The 15766-nt window shown below is 73.0% G+C and carries 14 protein-coding genes; 3 read left to right on the top strand and 11 right to left on the bottom strand.

Annotated features, from left to right (window positions below; all coding sequences use genetic code 11):
- Nucleotides 1-91: 91 nt before the first annotated feature.
- Both ABT057_RS42165 and ABT057_RS42160 read right to left on the bottom strand, forming a co-directional pair.
- Nucleotides 92-565, bottom strand: a complete 474-nt coding sequence (locus ABT057_RS42165) for a DUF3017 domain-containing protein (protein ID WP_352349371.1) — start codon at nucleotides 563-565, stop codon at nucleotides 92-94.
- Nucleotides 555-1409, bottom strand: a complete 855-nt coding sequence (locus ABT057_RS42160) for a bifunctional methylenetetrahydrofolate dehydrogenase/methenyltetrahydrofolate cyclohydrolase (RefSeq protein WP_352349369.1) — start codon at nucleotides 1407-1409, stop codon at nucleotides 555-557. The genes ABT057_RS42165 and ABT057_RS42160 overlap by 11 nt, the downstream gene beginning before the upstream one ends.
- A gap of 239 nt (nucleotides 1410-1648) precedes the next feature.
- Between ABT057_RS42160 and ABT057_RS42155 the strand changes: the two genes are divergently transcribed.
- Nucleotides 1649-2263 (top strand): hypothetical protein, encoded by a 615-nt coding sequence (locus ABT057_RS42155; protein WP_352349367.1) that lies wholly within the window; start codon nucleotides 1649-1651, stop codon nucleotides 2261-2263.
- Between the two features lie 71 nt (nucleotides 2264-2334).
- Here ABT057_RS42155 and purH read toward each other — a convergent pair whose 3' ends face one another.
- Nucleotides 2335-3906, bottom strand: a complete 1572-nt coding sequence (gene purH / locus ABT057_RS42150; protein ID WP_352349365.1) for a bifunctional phosphoribosylaminoimidazolecarboxamide formyltransferase/IMP cyclohydrolase — start codon at nucleotides 3904-3906, stop codon at nucleotides 2335-2337.
- The gene (gene purN / locus ABT057_RS42145; protein ID WP_352349363.1) at nucleotides 3903-4532 is read right to left on the bottom strand and encodes a phosphoribosylglycinamide formyltransferase; all 630 of its coding nucleotides are present in this window, start codon (nucleotides 4530-4532) and stop codon (nucleotides 3903-3905) included. Before purN ends, purH begins: the two co-directional genes overlap by 4 nt.
- Before the next feature lie 279 nt (nucleotides 4533-4811).
- Between purN and ABT057_RS42140 the strand changes: the two genes are divergently transcribed.
- Complete coding sequence (locus ABT057_RS42140) at nucleotides 4812-5603, top strand: hypothetical protein (protein ID WP_352349361.1); 792 nt, start codon at nucleotides 4812-4814, stop codon at nucleotides 5601-5603.
- 31 nt (nucleotides 5604-5634) lie between these two features.
- On the opposite strand, the gene ABT057_RS42135 is transcribed toward ABT057_RS42140, so the two are convergent.
- Complete coding sequence (locus tag ABT057_RS42135; protein WP_352349359.1) at nucleotides 5635-7200, bottom strand: cell division protein PerM; 1566 nt, start codon at nucleotides 7198-7200, stop codon at nucleotides 5635-5637.
- Nucleotides 7201-7296: 96 nt separating this feature from the next.
- On the opposite strand from ABT057_RS42135, the gene ABT057_RS42130 reads away from it, so the two are divergent.
- Complete coding sequence (locus ABT057_RS42130; RefSeq protein WP_352349357.1) at nucleotides 7297-8100, top strand: RNA polymerase sigma factor; 804 nt, start codon at nucleotides 7297-7299, stop codon at nucleotides 8098-8100.
- Between the two features lie 77 nt (nucleotides 8101-8177).
- Here ABT057_RS42130 and sucD read toward each other — a convergent pair whose 3' ends face one another.
- The 6 genes from sucD to ABT057_RS42100 form a co-directional block, all read right to left on the bottom strand.
- Nucleotides 8178-9062: a succinate--CoA ligase subunit alpha gene (sucD, locus tag ABT057_RS42125; RefSeq protein WP_352349355.1), complete on the bottom strand. Its 885-nt coding sequence runs from the start codon at nucleotides 9060-9062 to the stop codon at nucleotides 8178-8180.
- A 21-nt stretch (nucleotides 9063-9083) separates the two neighbouring features.
- On the bottom strand, nucleotides 9084-10262 hold the full coding sequence (gene sucC, locus ABT057_RS42120; RefSeq protein WP_352349353.1) for an ADP-forming succinate--CoA ligase subunit beta: 1179 nt from the start codon (nucleotides 10260-10262) through the stop codon (nucleotides 9084-9086).
- 471 nt (nucleotides 10263-10733) lie between these two features.
- A complete protein-coding gene (locus tag ABT057_RS42115; RefSeq protein ID WP_352349351.1) occupies nucleotides 10734-10946 on the bottom strand; it encodes a hypothetical protein in 213 nt (70 codons plus the stop codon).
- 87 nt (nucleotides 10947-11033) lie between these two features.
- Nucleotides 11034-11903 carry a hypothetical protein gene (locus ABT057_RS42110; RefSeq protein WP_352349349.1) on the bottom strand — a complete coding sequence of 290 codons (870 nt, stop codon included), beginning with the start codon at nucleotides 11901-11903 and terminating at the stop codon, nucleotides 11034-11036.
- Nucleotides 11904-12012: 109 nt separating this feature from the next.
- Entirely contained in the window at nucleotides 12013-13179 is a 1167-nt protein-coding gene (locus ABT057_RS42105; RefSeq protein WP_352349347.1) for a VWA domain-containing protein, read from the bottom strand.
- On the bottom strand, nucleotides 13176-15719 hold the full coding sequence (locus tag ABT057_RS42100; RefSeq protein ID WP_502974054.1) for a DUF5682 family protein: 2544 nt from the start codon (nucleotides 15717-15719) through the stop codon (nucleotides 13176-13178). Before ABT057_RS42100 ends, ABT057_RS42105 begins: the two co-directional genes overlap by 4 nt.
- Nucleotides 15720-15766: the final 47 nt, after the last annotated feature.

Here is a 15766-nt window from a genome sequence, read left to right as displayed (position 1 = left end):
GCCCTCGTAGCGGAGCTACTAGGGCTTTTGTCCGGTGCGGCGAGAGTGCGTGCCGGGCGTCGCGACGCCGCGGAGATCCATCAGAAGGGCCCTAACTGCTCACGGTGAAGTGCAGGGTGTCCTTGAGGAACGGGATCTGCAGCCACGGGTCGGGCTGGGCCATCATCGCCAGCAGGACGATCGCGGTGCCCAGCAGGATGTAGGTGACGATGTCGGTGAAGCGTGAACGCACCGCGAGCATGCCGACGCCGGGCAGGAGCCAGCGGAGCACCGCACCGGTCAGCAGCGCGACGCCGATCACGATCGTGCCGACCCTGAACTGGTCGAGCGCGGTGATCAGCAGACCGAGCGCGACCAGGCCGGACACGGCGATGATCGGCCACTGCCGGGCGGCCAGCGCGTCGGCGTTCGCGGCCCGGCCGGCGCCCTCGGGGCGCGCGGTGTCCCGGGTGAACAGCGGGAAGCGGCGGGTGTGGCGGCGCGGCACTCCGTCGGGATCCGGTGCGCTGACGGGGTCCCGTACCTCGATGTCCTCGGTCTCGCCGGAGGTGTTCTCAGCCTGCACTGCGTTCCGCCGCCTCGACCACGTTGACGAGCAGCTGGGCACGGGTCATCGGGCCGACCCCGCCGGGGTTCGGGGAGATCCAGCCGGCCACCTCGCGGACGTCCGGGTGGACGTCGCCCACGATCTTCCCCTCGGCGTTGCGGGAGACACCGACGTCGAGAACGGCGGCGCCCGGCTTGACGTCCTCGGCACGGACCAGATGGGCGGAGCCCGCGGCCGCCACGATGATGTCCGCGCGCTTCAGGTGCGCCGAGAGGTCGCGGGTGCCGGTGTGGCACTGGGTCACGGTCGCGTTCTCGCTGCGGCGGGTCAGCAGCAGCGGCATCGGGCGGCCGATGGTGACGCCGCGGCCGACGACCACGACCTCGGCGCCCTTGATCTCGACGCCGTGGCGGCGGAGGAGGGTGAGGACGCCGTTGGGGGTGCAGGGCAGCGGGGCGGGCTCGTTCAGGACGAGCCGGCCCAGGTTCATCGGGTGCAGGCCGTCGGCGTCCTTGGCGGGGTCCATCAGCTCCAGGATGCGGTTCTCGTCGATGCCCCTGGGCAGCGGCAGTTGGACGATGTAGCCGGTGCAGGCGGGGTCGTCGTTCAGCTCGCGGACGGCCGCCTCGATCTCCTCCTGGGTGGCCGTGGCGGGCAGTTCGCGCTGGATGGAGGCGATACCGACCTCGGCGCAGTCGCGGTGCTTGCCGGCGACGTACTTCTGGCTTCCGGGGTCTTCCCCGACGAGGATCGTGCCGAGGCCGGGCGTGACGCCCTTCTCCTTCAGCGCCGCCACTCGGGCGGTCAGATCGGCTTTGATCTCGGCTGCGGTGGCCTTGCCATCGAGAATCTGGGCGGTCATGCCTCCATCCTCCCGGATGACCGGCCCAGGGTTCCAATCCGGAGCCGTCCGAAAGGGAAAACGGAGGGTTCGGAAACGGAATGCCGCTGAATGCCGCTGGACAGGAAACCGGCCATTGCAGAACGATTGGCCCCACAGTGTCGCGGGCAGTACCGGGGGGACGCGCCGCATCTGTGACCCTTCCTCCGCAGCAGGCCGCCCGTCGTCCCCCGCACTCGACCTGACGGAGGAACCACGCCATGAGTTTCGGCGACCCGAACAACCCCTACGGCCCGCCCCAGCAGCCGCAGCCCGGTCAGCAGCAGCCCGGCTACCCGGGCTACCCCCAGCAGCAGGGTTACGGCTACCCCACCGCACCCCAGGGCCAGCCCGGTTACGGCTACCCGCAGGCCCCGCCGGTCCCCCAGGGGTACGGCTACGGCATGCCCCAGGAGATGCCCGGACTGGTGAAGACCGCCCGGGTGCTGCTGTTCATCCTCGCGGGCCTGCAGTTCCTGGCCGGCGTGGTCTTCGGCATCCTCGCAGGCGTCGCGGGGAGTTCGTCCGACTCCCTGGACACCGACGGCACCAGGATGGTGACCGGCGTCGTCCTCCTGGTCGCCGTGCTGATGCTGGCGCTCGGCAGCCTGTCGGTCTTCCTCGGCGTGAAGTTCAGGAGCGGCGGAGGCGGCATCCGCATCACGACGATGGTGTACGCGTCGCTGATGATCGTGGGAAGCCTGCTCAACATCGTCAGAGGAGCCGCGTCGACGGGCTCCGGCGTCTTCGGCGGCATCATCTCGCTCGCCTTCGGCGGCATCATCCTCGCCGCGATGATCAGCGGCGGCCCCTGGTTCAACCGCCCTCGCTACTAGGGCGTACGACGGGGTGGGCGGCCCGGCACAGTGCCGCCGGGCCGCCCGCCCCGTCGTATGTCCGCCGCGGCTCAGTGGAAGAAGTGCCGCGTCCCCGTGAAGTACATCGTCACGCCCGCCTTCTTCGCGGCCTCGACGACCAGCTCGTCGCGGACCGAACCACCGGGCTGCACCACGGCCTTCACGCCGGCCGCGGTGAGGATCTCCAGCCCGTCGGGGAAGGGGAAGAACGCGTCGGACGCGGCGTACGACCCGCGGGCCCGCTCCTCACCCGCCCGCTCGACCGCGAGCTTCGCCGAGTCGACCCGGTTGACCTGTCCCATGCCGACGCCGACGGAGGCGCCGTCCTTGGCGAGCAGGATGGCGTTGGACTTGACGGCCCGGCAGGCCCTCCAGGCGAAGGCGAGTTCGCTCAGCTCCCCGGGGCTCAGCGCCTCGCCGGTCGCCAGCGTCCAGTTCGCCGGGTCGTCGCCGTCGGCCTGGAGCCGGTCGGTGACCTGGAGCAGCACACCGCCGTCGACGGGCTTGACCTCGACGGGGTTCGCGGGCGCGCCCGGCGCCTTCAGCACCCGGATGTTCTTCTTCCTTGCCAGCGCCTCGAGGGCGCCCTCCTCGTAGTCGGGGGCGACGATGACCTCGGTGAAGATCTCCGCGACCTGCTCGGCCATCTCCTTGCTGACCGGCCGGTTGACGGCGATGACCCCGCCGAACGCCGACAGCGGGTCACAGGCGTGCGCCTTGCGGTGCGCCTCCGCGACGTCCGCGCCGACGGCGATCCCGCAGGGGTTGGCGTGCTTGATGATCGCGACGGCCGGCTCGGCGTGGTCGTACGCGGCACGGCGGGCGGCGTCCGTGTCCGTGTAGTTGTTGTACGACATCTCCTTGCCGTGCAGCTGCTCGGCCCGCGCGAGGCCGGCGCCGCTGCCGTCGACGTAGAGGGCGGCCGGCTGGTGCGGGTTCTCGCCGTAGCGCAGGGTGTTCTCGCGCTCCCAGGTGGCGCCGAGGAAGTCGGGGAACCGCGACTCGTCGACGGGCGCGTAGGAGGAGGCGAACCAGCTCGCGACCGCCACGTCGTAGGCGGCCGTGTGCTGGAAGGCCTCGGCGGCGAGCCGCTTGCGGGCGGCGAGGTCGAAGCCGCCGCCCTTGACCGCGGCGAGGACGTCGCCGTACCGCGCCGGGCTGGTGACCACGGCGACGGACGGGTGGTTCTTGGCGGCGGCGCGCACCATGGACGGCCCGCCGATGTCGATCTGCTCGACGCACTCGTCCTCGGAGGCGCCCGACGCGACGGTCTCCCGGAAGGGGTAGAGGTTGACGACGACGAGGTCGAACGGCTCGACCCCGAGCTCTTCCAGCTGCCGCCGGTGGTCGGGAAGCCGCAGGTCGGCGAGGATGCCGGCGTGCACCTTGGGGTGCAGGGTCTTGACCCGGCCGTCCAGGCACTCGGGGAACCCGGTGAGCTCCTCGACCTTGGTCACGGGAACGCCGGCGGCGGCGATGCGGGAGGCGGTGGACCCGGTGGAGACCAGCTCGACACCGCTTTCGTGGAGCCCGCGCGCGAGCTCCTCCAGCCCGGTCTTGTCGTAGACGCTGACGAGCGCCCGGCGGATCGGGCGCTTGTTGCTCTCGGCGGTGGCGGTCACTGGATAACTACCTTTCGTCCCTCAATGCGATAGCCGTTGCGGGCGAGCCGCCCCACGACCTCGACGAGCAGCCTTCGCTCGACTTCCTTGATGCGCTCGTGCAGAGCGCTCTCGTCGTCCTCGTCCCGGACCTCGACCACGCCCTGGGCGATGATCGGTCCGGTGTCGACGCCGTCGTCGACGAAGTGGACGGTGCAGCCGGTGACCCGGGCGCCGTACGCGAGCGCGTCCCGCACCCCGTGGGCCCCGGGGAAACTGGGCAGCAGGGCGGGGTGGGTGTTCACGAACCGCCCCCCGAACCGGGCCAGGAACTCCTTGCCCACGATCTTCATGAACCCGGCGGAGACGACGAGGTCCGGCTCGTGGGCGGCGACGGCCTCGGAGAGAGCCGCGTCCCACTCGTCGCGGGTGCCGTACTCCTTGACCTTCCGCACGAAGGTGGGAATCCCGGCCCGCTCGGCGCGTGCGAGCCCCTCGATCCCGTCGCGGTCGGCTCCGACCGCCACGATCTCGGCGCCGTACTCCTCGGCGCCGGTGGCGGTGATCTCGTCGAGGAGCGCCTGGAGGTTCGTACCGGATCCGGAGACCAGCACGACGAGGCGCTTGGCCACGGGCTTGGCAGCCACGGTGGGGGCCCTTTCTGGGGGGCTCTCGGAGAGCGTGGTTCTTGTACGTTCGTACGAATGCATCGCGCCCCCGGATACGGGGAAGCCTACGAAGCAGCCGACCGTCAGCAACGATACCGGCACACGAGGCGGCCCCCACGGGACGGGGGCGTGGCCGGAAGGTAGCGTCTGCGAGGAGCGGGATCGGGAACGATCGGGAACGCGGTCGTCGTGCGGTGCGTTCCCTGAGTGACAGCTCGCGCCAGACAGCCGTTCCATCTAGGGGAAGACGCTCACTTGATGCCGGACCGCAGCCAGCGACTCCACACGCTCCCCCCACACCCCGTGCCGGGAGACGAGCGCGGCACTCTGCTGCTGCGGCACGAACCCCCGAGGTCGCCGGCGGACGCGCCTCCGGAGGGGTCCGCCGGAGAGGCGGGCGGCGGCAGTGGGCCGGAGCAGGACGACAACCCCTTCGCCCCGCCGCCCGAGGGGACTCCGGACCGGCCCTGGCAGCCGCGGCGGCCGGCCGGCGGGGACGCGCCCGAGGGCGGCCGTTCCCCCTGGGGCAACCAGTGGAGCGACCAGCAGCCCGGGCGTTCTTCCGGCGGCGGCTTCGGCGAGCGCCCCGGCAGCAGCCCCGAGGGCCCCGGTCAGGGACAGGGCCAGGGGCAGGGCCAGGGCCCGCGCTGGGATCCGACCGACCCCGCCCAGCGCCGGGCCCGGTACGCGCTCCTGTGCGGCATGTGGGCCTTCTTCTTCGCCCTGTTCGGCTGGCCCTACGTCGCCCTGCTGCTCGGTGCGCTGGCTCTGAACTGGGGCATCAGCGCCCTGCGCGCCAAACCCCGCACCCCCGACCCCGACGCCCCGGCGCCCGTCGAGCCCCCCGGCCGCCCCCAGACGACCGCGGCGATCAGCGGCCTCGTCACGGCGTCCCTGGCCCTGGCCCTGGTCGCCGTCACGTTCACCGCGCAGCTGGTCTACCGCGACTACTACACCTGCGCGAAGGACGCCCTGACCACCGAGGCGAAGCAGTCGTGCGACTCCCTCCTGCCGAAGGAACTGAGGACCATCCTGGGCGCGAACACGTGAGGACCGGCCGCTGAAGCGAGGGGTGGCCGGCTCACTGCGCCGCCGCCTCCCCTCCCGCCTCCGGCTCGTCCCCCACCTCCCGCAGCGCGGCCCACCGGGCCTCCCGGGCCACCTCCCCATGCCACTGAGGCCCGGCCTCCTCCGCCGCCCCGGCCTCGAGTTCCTCTTCCGCCGCGTAGTCGTACGGCTCGTCGCTCGCGGCCCCCTCGCCCTCGCCCGCCCCCTGTACAGGCACGACAGCCGCCACCCGCCCCTTCCAGGAGAACTCCCGCCGCACGCCGCCGTTCCTCCCGCGCCGCCTGCGCGCCCACAGCGCCACCGGCACCCCCACCGCCACCACCCACACCACCACCGCGCCCCCGGCCTGCCACCACACCGGCCCGAACCGGGCCATCGCCCCCACGCCCAACGGTCCGCCCGCCAGCCCCGCGAGCAGACCGAACAGCACCCCGCAGCCCGCCCCGGCCACCCCCACAGCCCCCGCGGTCCGCCATCGCGACCACGCCTCCACGGGCGGCTCGACAACCCCGCCCCCGGACCCGGCGCCCACGCTTCCCACGAACACCCCCACCACCACCCCGGCGACCACCGGCACGGCCCCGGCCGCCCAGTTCCACGCCGACCCGGCCCCCGCCTCCGGCACCGCCGCGAGCAGCGGGAACGGCGGCAGCAGCGCCGCCGGATCGGACGTCAAGGGCGTCACCGCGTGCCCCGCACCCAGCGCGTAACCGGGCCCGAGCGCGTACGCAGCCCCCCACACCGCCGCGTTCGGCACGAGCGTCACACACAGCACCAGCACCGCGAACCTGCCCGACCATCCCTCCGTCAGCTGCAGGAAGGCCGCCCGCGCCGCCCCCGCGTGCCACACCGAGGAGGCCGCGACGAGCAGCGCCCCGCCGCCGACCAGCGCCGCGGTCCCGGCTCCCGCCGCCCGTGCGCCCGCCCCGGCCCATTCCCGCTCCCGTCCCGCGCCCCCGGACACCGTCCTCCGCAGCCACCCCGGCAGCATTCGTTCGAAGGGCTCGTGCGGACGGCCGTACGCCATCCACACACCGCACCCCGCCGCCACCACGGCGACCCCCGGCACGCACACCCCCGTCCACACCCATGACGGCCGCAGCGCCCCGCCGTCCGCGTAGAGCGCAGCCCCCGCGCCCACGGTGAGATATCCGGCCACCACCCCCGTCCAGGCGGTACCCGGGCCGACCAGCTCGTGGTCTTCCGCACCGCCTCCGTCCACCGCGTCCCGCGCCGCCCGGTGCACCAGCCACACCGGCACCAGGAGCAGCAGCAACGGCGTCACACCCACCGGCGCCGGCACCCCGGACAGCGTGTCGGTGCGCACCAGTTCCGCCCCGTGGGCCAGCAGCCACACCGCGGCGGCGGCATGCAGCGCCCCGCCGGGCCCGCTGTCGGGATAGGGCGAGCTGATCCACAGCACCATGGCGAGCACGGCGAACGTGCCGAGCCCCAGCCCGGCGGCCAGCGCGCCCCCCAGCAGGCCGGCGCCGAGCCCGGCCGAACGATCGCGGAGCAGGGCGGACAGGGTCGACGAGAACGACGGTCGGCGAGCGCTCATCTGGGTCACGACCGCCATGGTCCCAACGACACGCGCTTTCCCGGCGTAACGGGATAACCATCGCTGTGTCGCCCAATATGCATTTATGTTGTTTTTCGTACGGAACTGTGGCCGATGAGACGGACGACGCCCACTCAGGCCTTCGACGCCCTCTACGCGTTCTGTGCCCCCGCCCTCGTACGGCAGACCTACCTGCTGTGCGGCCGCCGCGAACTCGCCCGCGAGTCGGTCGAGCAGGCGTTCCAGCGCGCCTGGCAGCGCTGGCCCGAGGTGGCCGTCGACCGGGACCCGACCGGCTGGGTACGGGCGGTCGCGCACGAGTACGCGCTCTCCCCCTGGCACCGGCTGCGCCCCCGCTTCCGGCACCCCGAACCACCGCCCGCGAGCGCCGCCGACCGCACCCTGCTCGCCGTGTTCCTCACCCTCCCGCCGTCGTACCGCCGCACCGTCCTCCTCTACGACGGCGTCGGCCTGGGCCTTCCGGAGACGGCGGCGGAGACGGAGGCGAGCACACCGGCGACCGCGCGCCGGCTCCTGCACGCCCGCGAGGCGGTCGCCGCCGTCCTGCCCGAACTGGCCGACCCCGCGATCCTGGCCCGCCGTCTCGCCGAGGTGGCCGCCGCGGAGCGCCTGCGCGCGGCCCGCCCGCCGGCCGTGCGGGACGGCAGCGAACGCCGCGCCCGCTTCTGGACCCGGGCGGTGATCGCGTTCACGGTGGCGCTGATCGGCGCGACGGCCCTGACCCTCCGCACCGCCCCCACCCGCTACGACCCCCCGGTCCCCGCGGGAGAGACAGTCCGCGGAATCCCCCCGCGAGCGGCCCCGGGCACCCTCTCGGACAAGGAGGTCACCCTGCGGAAGAAACTGAGATCGGAGCCGGCGAACGGCCCGGAGCGCCTGCTCCCGCAGACCCATTAGCGCCTGACCGCCGGAAACGTCGACGGGCCCGTCCCCCGGTGGGGGACGGGCCCGTCGACGGTCAGCCGGAAGGCCGGTCAGCCGGCGAGGATCTCGCGCGCCAGCTTCGCCGTCTCCGTCGGCGTCTTGCCGACCTTGACGCCCGCGGCCTCGAGCGCTTCCTTCTTCGCCGCGGCCGTACCCGACGAGCCGGACACGATGGCGCCCGCGTGACCCATGGTCTTGCCCTCGGGCGCGGTGAACCCGGCCACGTACCCGACGACCGGCTTCTTCACGTTCTCCTTGATGAAGGCGGCCGCCCGCTCCTCGGCGTCGCCACCGATCTCACCGATCATCACGATCAGGTCGGTGTCGGGGTCGGCCTCGAACGCGGCGAGCGCGTCGATGTGCGTGGTGCCGATGACGGGGTCGCCACCGATGCCGACGGCGGAGGAGAAGCCGATGTCCCGCAGCTCGTACATCATCTGGTACGTCAGCGTGCCGGACTTCGAGACCAGACCGATCCGGCCCGGCTTGGTGATGTCACCCGGGATGATGCCGGCGTTCGACTGGCCCGGGGTGATGAGACCGGGGCAGTTCGGGCCGATGATCCGGGTCTTGTCGCCCTTGGACACGGCGTACGCGTAGAACGCGGCCGAGTCGTGGACGGCGATGCCCTCGGTGATGACGACCGCGAGGGGGATCTCCGCGTCGATCGCCTCGACGACCGCGGCCTTGGCGAAGGCCGGCGGCACGAAGAGCACGGACACGTTCGCGCCCGTCTTCTCGATCGCCTCGGCGACCGTGCCGAAGACCGGGATCTCGTTGCCGTCGATGTCGACGGACGTGCCGGCCTTGCGGGGGTTCACACCACCGACGATGTTCGTGCCGTCGGCCAGCATGAGCTTGGTGTGCTTCATGCCCGTGGCACCGGTCATGCCCTGGACGATGACCTTGGAGTCCTTGTTGAGGAAGATAGCCATGGCTGTTTAGTCCCTCGTCCCTTACTTCGCAGCCGCGAGCTCGGCGGCCTTGTCGGCCGCGCCGTCCATGGTGTCCACGCGCTGCACCAGCGGGTGGTTGGCGTCGGAGAGGATCTTGCGACCCAGCTCGGCGTTGTTGCCGTCCAGGCGGACGACCAGCGGCTTGGTGACTTCCTCGCCCTTGGACTTGAGGAGCTCCAGCGCCTGGACGATGCCGTTGGCGACCTCGTCGCACGCGGTGATGCCGCCGAAGACGTTGACGAAGACGGACTTGACGTCCGGGTCGCCCAGGATGATCTCCAGGCCGTTCGCCATGACCTGCGCGGAGGCGCCGCCACCGATGTCGAGGAAGTTGGCGGGCTTCACGCCGCCGTGCGCCTCACCGGCGTACGCGACGACGTCCAGGGTGCTCATGACGAGACCCGCGCCGTTGCCGATGATGCCGACCTCGCCGTCGAGCTTGACGTAGTTGAGGTTCTTCTCCTTGGCCGCGGCCTCGAGCGGGTTGGCCGCGTCCTTGTCCTGGAGGGCCTCGTGCCCCGGCTGACGGAACTCGGCGTTCTCGTCCAGGGAGACCTTGCCGTCCAGGGCGATGACGTCACCGGAGGCGACCTTGGCCAGCGGGTTCACCTCGACGAGGAGCGCGTCCTCTTCGATGAAGGTCTTCCACAGGGTGACCAGGACGTTCGCGACCTTGTCGGCGACCTCGGCCGGGAAGTTCGCGGCCTCGACGATCTCACGGGCCTTCTCGGGGGTCACACCCTCGTTGGCGTCGATCGGCGTCTTGGCGACGGCCTCGGGGCGGGTCTCCGCCACCTCCTCGATCTCCATGCCGCCCTCGACGGACGCGATGGAGAGGAAGGTGCGGTTGGCACGGTCGAGGAGGAAGGAGACGTAGTACTCCTCCAGGATCTCCGGAGCCGTCTCGGCGATCATCACCTTGTGGACCGTGTGGCCCTTGATGTCCATGCCGAGGATGTCCGTCGCGCGGGCGACGGCCTCGTCCGGGGTGGCGGCGAGCTTCACGCCACCGGCCTTGCCACGGCCACCGACCTTCACCTGAGCCTTGACGACAGACTTGCCACCGAGGCGCTCGGTGGCTGCGCGGGCCGCCTCAGGCGTGTCGATGACTTCACCGGCCAGCACCGGTACATCGTGCTTGGCGAAGAGGTCCCTCGCCTGGTACTCGAACAGGTCCACGCGCTTCCGTCCCTATCAGTGATCTCGCGGTTCGTTGGATGCGTGGGCGTGCCGCGAAGGGCAACGTGACGTCCGCCGGTCACAAGGGAGGCGCACACGGTGTCCGAGCGCGCGGCATGTCCGTCTCGCAGGTTATCGCTGCTTGCGGAGGGCCCCTAAATCGAGGGTCACACCTGAGCGGTGATACCTGTCACATGATGCCGCGCTCACTGGCACGGCGTGCCGGATGTGAGGCCCGGGGGTGGACGCGGCGAAGGGCCTCACCGGGCTGGGGTTGGCCCGGTGAGGCCCCTTGAGCTGCCCCTTCAGGGGCATCGGCCGAACAATCCCCACCCCAACGGGGATCCCCGGCCTCACCCGCGAGACCTCGCCCGGACAGGCCGACGGCATTCGACCGCCCGGGCTCGACCACCTCACGGAGTCGATGGGCCGCCGGCAGGGTCACGGGGGACGCCTGCGCGGCGGGATACGTCAGAAGCCGTACGGGACCCCGGTGCCGACACCGGACTCGCCCGCCTTCGCCGCCTGCCGGGCCCGGACGGCCCGAGCGGCCCTGGCGCCCTGGATGGCGCGGGCGGCGACAGCGCCCCTCGCCTTCGCCGCGTTCGTGTCGACGGCGCTCATGACGAGGGAGGGCACAGCGAGGGAGGGCACAGCCAGGGAAGGGTGAGTGTTCGTGCTCATATGTGCGTCAGATCCTTGGGTTCCGGGACTTCGGGAGGCTTGAGGACATTCCGGGCACCGGAGCGACAGGCTCCGGGCGGTTGTGTCCTAGCCGGGGAAGACCGGAACGTCCCGGTGCCTGTCCCGGGTCACGGCCGCGCAGGACCGCACGACACCGCCGGGCACCAGCCGAACCGGCACCCGGAGGCACGGCGTGACCGCGTGCGCCTCGCCGTGCCGCGCCGCGCCGCCGTCGAGGACGGACGCACCGACCAGCACCCCACTCGGGCCACCGCCGGGCAGGGGCTGCCCGGGGGCGTGGCCACCACGGGCCTGGACGACGTGGTGCGAGGACGGCAGGTCACCTGAACCGCCGCCACGAGACTCACCGCCCGAGGTCGCCTCGGCCACGGGGCCGTACGACACGGTGGGCGGAGCGGTCGAAGCCGCCGCCGACGCCGTCGAGGCGTGGGTCTTCTTCGGAGGCGTCGAGCTGTGCGAGGCGGCCGGGGAAGCCGCTTGCGGCACCTGGACGACGGGCACCGGAAGTGTCTGTGCCGGAAGTGTCTGTGCCGGAAGCGAAGGCAGATCGGAGAGGTCTGGCAGGGCTGGGAGGTCCGTCAGGTCGGTCAGGTCGGTCAGGTCGGTCAGGTCGGTCAGATCCGAGACAACCGGAACCTGCTTCACGCTCTCGGTGACCGCCGCCACGACGTCATGGACCGGCCGCACGACCGTCTCGTCGATCACGGGACCGGCGGTCGGCGTGGCATGCGAAGACGGCGTCAGAACCGGGAGGGTCACCGCGGCCGGCTTCGGCAGCCCCGCGGGCGCCCCCTCCGCCGCCTGCGCCCGGCCCCCGCAGAGAAACCCGAGCACGATCAACCCGCCCACCAGCAACGCCAGTTGTACTGCGCGCCGCCCGGCCGCCACGCGCAGGACGCGCAGAGCGGCACCGGGGAGAACGGCGGGCGAGGTCAAGTACGGAGGATCCTCCCGTGCGGCGAATCGTCCCTCCGATCTTTGCACGCCGTTCCCGAGTCGGCGCAACCCCCCCTTCCCTTCACACGGTTCACACGGTCCGCGCGCTTCACCCGGCTTCGGGCACGGGAATTGGACGTTTCTCGATCGCCGCCGCCATCACCTCCGGAAACAGCTCGGGTGTGCAGGCGAACGCCGGCGCGCCGAGTGCCGCGAGCGCGGCCGCGTGGTCGTGGTCGTAGGCCGGTGCCCCCTCGTCCGAGAGGGCGAGCAGCGCGACGAACTCCACCCCCGACGCCTTCATCGCCGCGACCTGCTTCAGCATCTCCTCGCGTATGCCGCCCTCGTAGAGGTCGCTGATGAGCACGACGACCGTCTCCGCGGGCCGGGTGATCTGCTGCCGGCAGTACGCCAGTGCCCTGTTGATGTCCGTGCCGCCGCCCAGCCGGGTGCCGAACAGGACGTCGACGGGGTCGTCCAACTGGTCGGTGAGGTCGGCGACCGCCGTGTCGAAGACGACGAGCCGGGTGCTGATCGACCGCATCGACGCCAGCACCGCCCCGAACACCGACGCGTACACCACCGACGCCGCCATCGACCCCGACTGGTCGACGCAGAGCACGACCTCCTTCTTCACGGACCGCGCCGCCCGCCCGTACCCGACGAGCCGCTCCGGCACGACCGTGCCGTGCTCGGGCAGGTAGTGCCGGAGATTGGCGGCGATCGTACGGTTCCAGTCGATGTCGTGGTGGCGCGGCCGCTGGACACGGGCGCTGCGGTCCAGGGCGCCGGCGAGAACGGCCCGGGTGCGGGCGGCGAGCCGCTTCTCCAGGTCCTCGACGACCTTGCGTACGACGGCCCGCGCCGTCTCCTTCACCGTCTCGGGCATCGCCTTGCTGAGCGAGAGCAGGGTGCCGACGAGGTGCACATCGGGCTCCACCGCCTGCAGCATCTCCGGCTCGAGGAGCAGCGCGGACAGCCCGAGCCGGTCGATGGCGTCCCGCTGCATCACCTGGACGACGGAGGTGGGGAAATACGTCCGGATGTCGCCGAGCCATCGCGCCACGGACGGCGCCGACGCCCCGAGCCCCGCCGAACGCCCCCGTCCCGTCGCCGGTGCGTCCCCCTTCCCGTAGAGCGCGGTGAGCGCCCCGTCCATCGCGGCGTCCCGCCCGGACAGCGCGTGCCCGGTGCCGTCCGCCGCGTCGCCCCCGAGCACGAGCCGCCACCGCCGCAACCGCTCCTGCTCGGCCGGCCGCTCCTGGTCCACCGTCATTCCCCCACCCCCACAAGGTCGTTGTCCCCCGCTTCCGCGGAGTGTTCACCGCCCGCGGAAGCGGAGGGCACACCGTCCGTCTCGGCGGAGGTCTCGTCCAGCCCCAGCAAGAGCCGCACCACCGGCAGCGCGGCGTCCGCCCGGCCGGCGTCGAGGTCGCCCGCGAAACCGGGCACCCCCGCCCCCGCTCCGGCCGCCCCCGCCGCTCTCCCCCGTTCCCCCGGCCCCCGCCGGACCAGCTCGCCGAGCGTCCTGCGCACGCCCGGCTCATAGGCCGAGAACGTCCGCCGCAGCAGCGGCAGCACATCCGTGAACGCCTCCGCAGGCACCCCTGTGAGCCATCCGTCCACCAGCCCCAGGAGCCGCTCGTCGTGCACCAGCAGCAGCCCGCCCCCTGAGCCTCCGCCGACGAAGCCCTCGATCCACGCGGCCGCTGCCCCCGGCGGCGTCCCCGGCGACAGCGCGAGCCCCATGAGCCGGGCCGCCTCGTCCTGTGCCACCTCCCCGTCGTCCAGCAGCAGCCGCACCACCCGCCCTCGTACGACCCCCGCCACCCGGTCCCGCTCGGCCATCCCCCGCAGCACACCCCGCCAGCGCGCCCGCAGGTCGCCACCCCCGCCGCCCCCGGCGTCCCGGTCGGCCCCGGCCCGGCCGGCGTCCCGCAGGGCCACCGTCTCCTCCAGCAGCCCCACCGCGCCGTGCACCGCGTCCACGTGGCGCCGCATCTCGTCGGCCGCGTCCGCGTCCAGGGCGGTGCAGGCCGGCGGAAGACCGACGAAGATGCGCTCCGCGAGGCCCGCGGCCACACCCGCCAGCGCGCCGGTGTCGGTGCCGCGCACATCGCCGTACCGCAGGGAACGGACCAGGGCGGGCAGCGCCTGGGCCAGGTGGCCGACGTCCGTGTCGAGGGCCGCCCGGTCGATGAGGATCCGCATCACCGTGGGCAGCGCCTCGGGCAGACCTGCCAGGAGGCAGCGCTCGGCGAGCGCGGTCACCTCGGCGAGACCCCGCGCGGCGATCGCGTCCGCCTCCGCCTTCGCGGTGGCCGCCGCGAGCACCGTCGTCCCCCACACCCCCGCCTCGGCCACCCGCACCGACAGCTCCGGTTCCCAGCGCAGCCGCCAGGTCTCCCGGAAGGTGCCCGTACTGCTCCGCGAGGCGGTCGGCTCCCCCCACTCCACGCCCAGCAGCCGCAGCCGGTGCAGCAGCCTGCTGCGCCCGGCGTCGTTCTCCCCGCGCAGGTCGAGCTCCAACTCCCGCTCCGCCGCCTCCGGTTTCAGCCGCAGCCGGCGCTGCGACCGGTCGAGGTCGCGCTGCAGCGGCACCGCCGGGGCTCCGGGCGGCACCTCCCCCAGCACGTCCCCGACCACCAGCCGGTCACGCACCAGCGCGAGCGGTACGTCCGACCCCTCGCACAGCACCGCCCGCACCGCGTCGGTCGTCTCGCCGAGGCCCGGCAGCGGCCTGCCGCGCAGCGCGGCGAGCGTCCCGGCGAGCCGGACCGCCTCGATGACATGCGCGGGAGACACGATCCGGTCCTCCTCGCGCAGCAGGCCGGCCACCTTGGTCAGCCACCGCTCGACCGGCCGGTCCGGCGCGCCGAACAGATGCGCGTACCAGCCGGGCGAGTCGATCCCCGCCCCGTATCCCCCGTCCCGCGCCAGCCTGCGGTGCGTCCACGGCACCCAGGTCAGGTCGGCCCTGACCTTGGCCAGCCCCTTCAGCAGCGCCCGGTCGGCGGAGACCGCGGCTTTGCGCCGCAGCGCGGGCACATGCCAGGCCCCGCACACCACGGCCACCCCGCGGTCCCCGAACTCCCGCTGCGCCGACCGCACCTGGAGGCGCATGTACGCCTCCCGCACGAGATCCCGGTCACTGCCCGCGCGGTCGTGCCCCTCCCGCGCGGGACCCTGATCACCCCCCTCGCCGCTCCGGCCCTCCCGCACCGCCGCCATGGCCTCCTCGACCGCGGCGAACGGCGCGAGCGGATCCCCCTCCCCCGTGCCCCGGTGCTCGACGACGTCCTCCCACCAGCGCTCGGCGTCGTCGTACCCGGCGGCCTCGGCGAGCGTGCCCAGGGGGTCGACCCGCAGCCCGTCGCCGGGCGTCTCCCCCTCTTCCGCGTCGCCGCTCCGCCAGGCCAGCGTGTGGGTGGCCGGCAGGTCGATGAAGCGGGCGGGCACGCCGCGCTCGAGGGCCCAGCGCAGCGCGACCCACTCGGGGGAGAACTCGGCCAGCGGCCAGAACGCCGAGCGGCCCGGCTCGTCGACGGCGTGCGCCAGCAGGGCCACCGGCGGCCGCATCCGCTCGTCGGCGGCCAGCGGGATCAACGCGTCGGCCTCGGGCGGCCCTTCGACCAGCACGGTCAGGGGCCGGGCGGCCTCCAGGGCCGCCCGGACCGCCCGCGCCGACCCCGGACCGTGATGCCGCACCCCGAGCAGCAGGGGCCACTTCGGGTCATCGCCTTCCCGACCCCCCGGCCGGCCCCCCGCCGCCGCTCCCCCGGTCATCCCGTGACCTTCCATCTCGCCCCCTCTCATCACGCCCCCCGTCATCGCTCCCCCGTCGTGGTGTCTCCTGCGGTCCC

The organism is Streptomyces sp. NPDC002588 (assembly GCF_040295925.1).
Classification (GTDB): Bacteria; Actinomycetota; Actinomycetes; order Streptomycetales; family Streptomycetaceae; genus Streptomyces.
Note: the sequence above shows the minus strand (reverse complement) of the source record. Positions and strands in the feature narration are given on the sequence as shown.

Coding starts and splice junctions, on each gene's coding strand:
- ABT057_RS42160 (WP_352349369.1), bottom strand. CDS start 1,409: ATGACCGCCCAGATTCTCGATGGCAAGGCCACCGCAGCCGAGATCAAA.
- ABT057_RS42155 (WP_352349367.1), top strand. CDS start 1,649: ATGAGTTTCGGCGACCCGAACAACCCCTACGGCCCGCCCCAGCAGCCG.
- ABT057_RS42140 (WP_352349361.1), top strand. CDS start 4,812: ATGCCGGACCGCAGCCAGCGACTCCACACGCTCCCCCCACACCCCGTG.
- ABT057_RS42135 (WP_352349359.1), bottom strand. CDS start 7,200: ATGGCGGTCGTGACCCAGATGAGCGCTCGCCGACCGTCGTTCTCGTCG.
- ABT057_RS42130 (WP_352349357.1), top strand. CDS start 7,297: ATGAGACGGACGACGCCCACTCAGGCCTTCGACGCCCTCTACGCGTTC.
- sucD (WP_352349355.1), bottom strand. CDS start 9,062: ATGGCTATCTTCCTCAACAAGGACTCCAAGGTCATCGTCCAGGGCATG.
- ABT057_RS42115 (WP_352349351.1), bottom strand. CDS start 10,946: ATGAGCACGAACACTCACCCTTCCCTGGCTGTGCCCTCCCTCGCTGTG.
- ABT057_RS42105 (WP_352349347.1), bottom strand. CDS start 13,179: ATGACGGTGGACCAGGAGCGGCCGGCCGAGCAGGAGCGGTTGCGGCGG.
- ABT057_RS42100 (WP_502974054.1), bottom strand. CDS start 15,719: ATGAGAGGGGGCGAGATGGAAGGTCACGGGATGACCGGGGGAGCGGCG.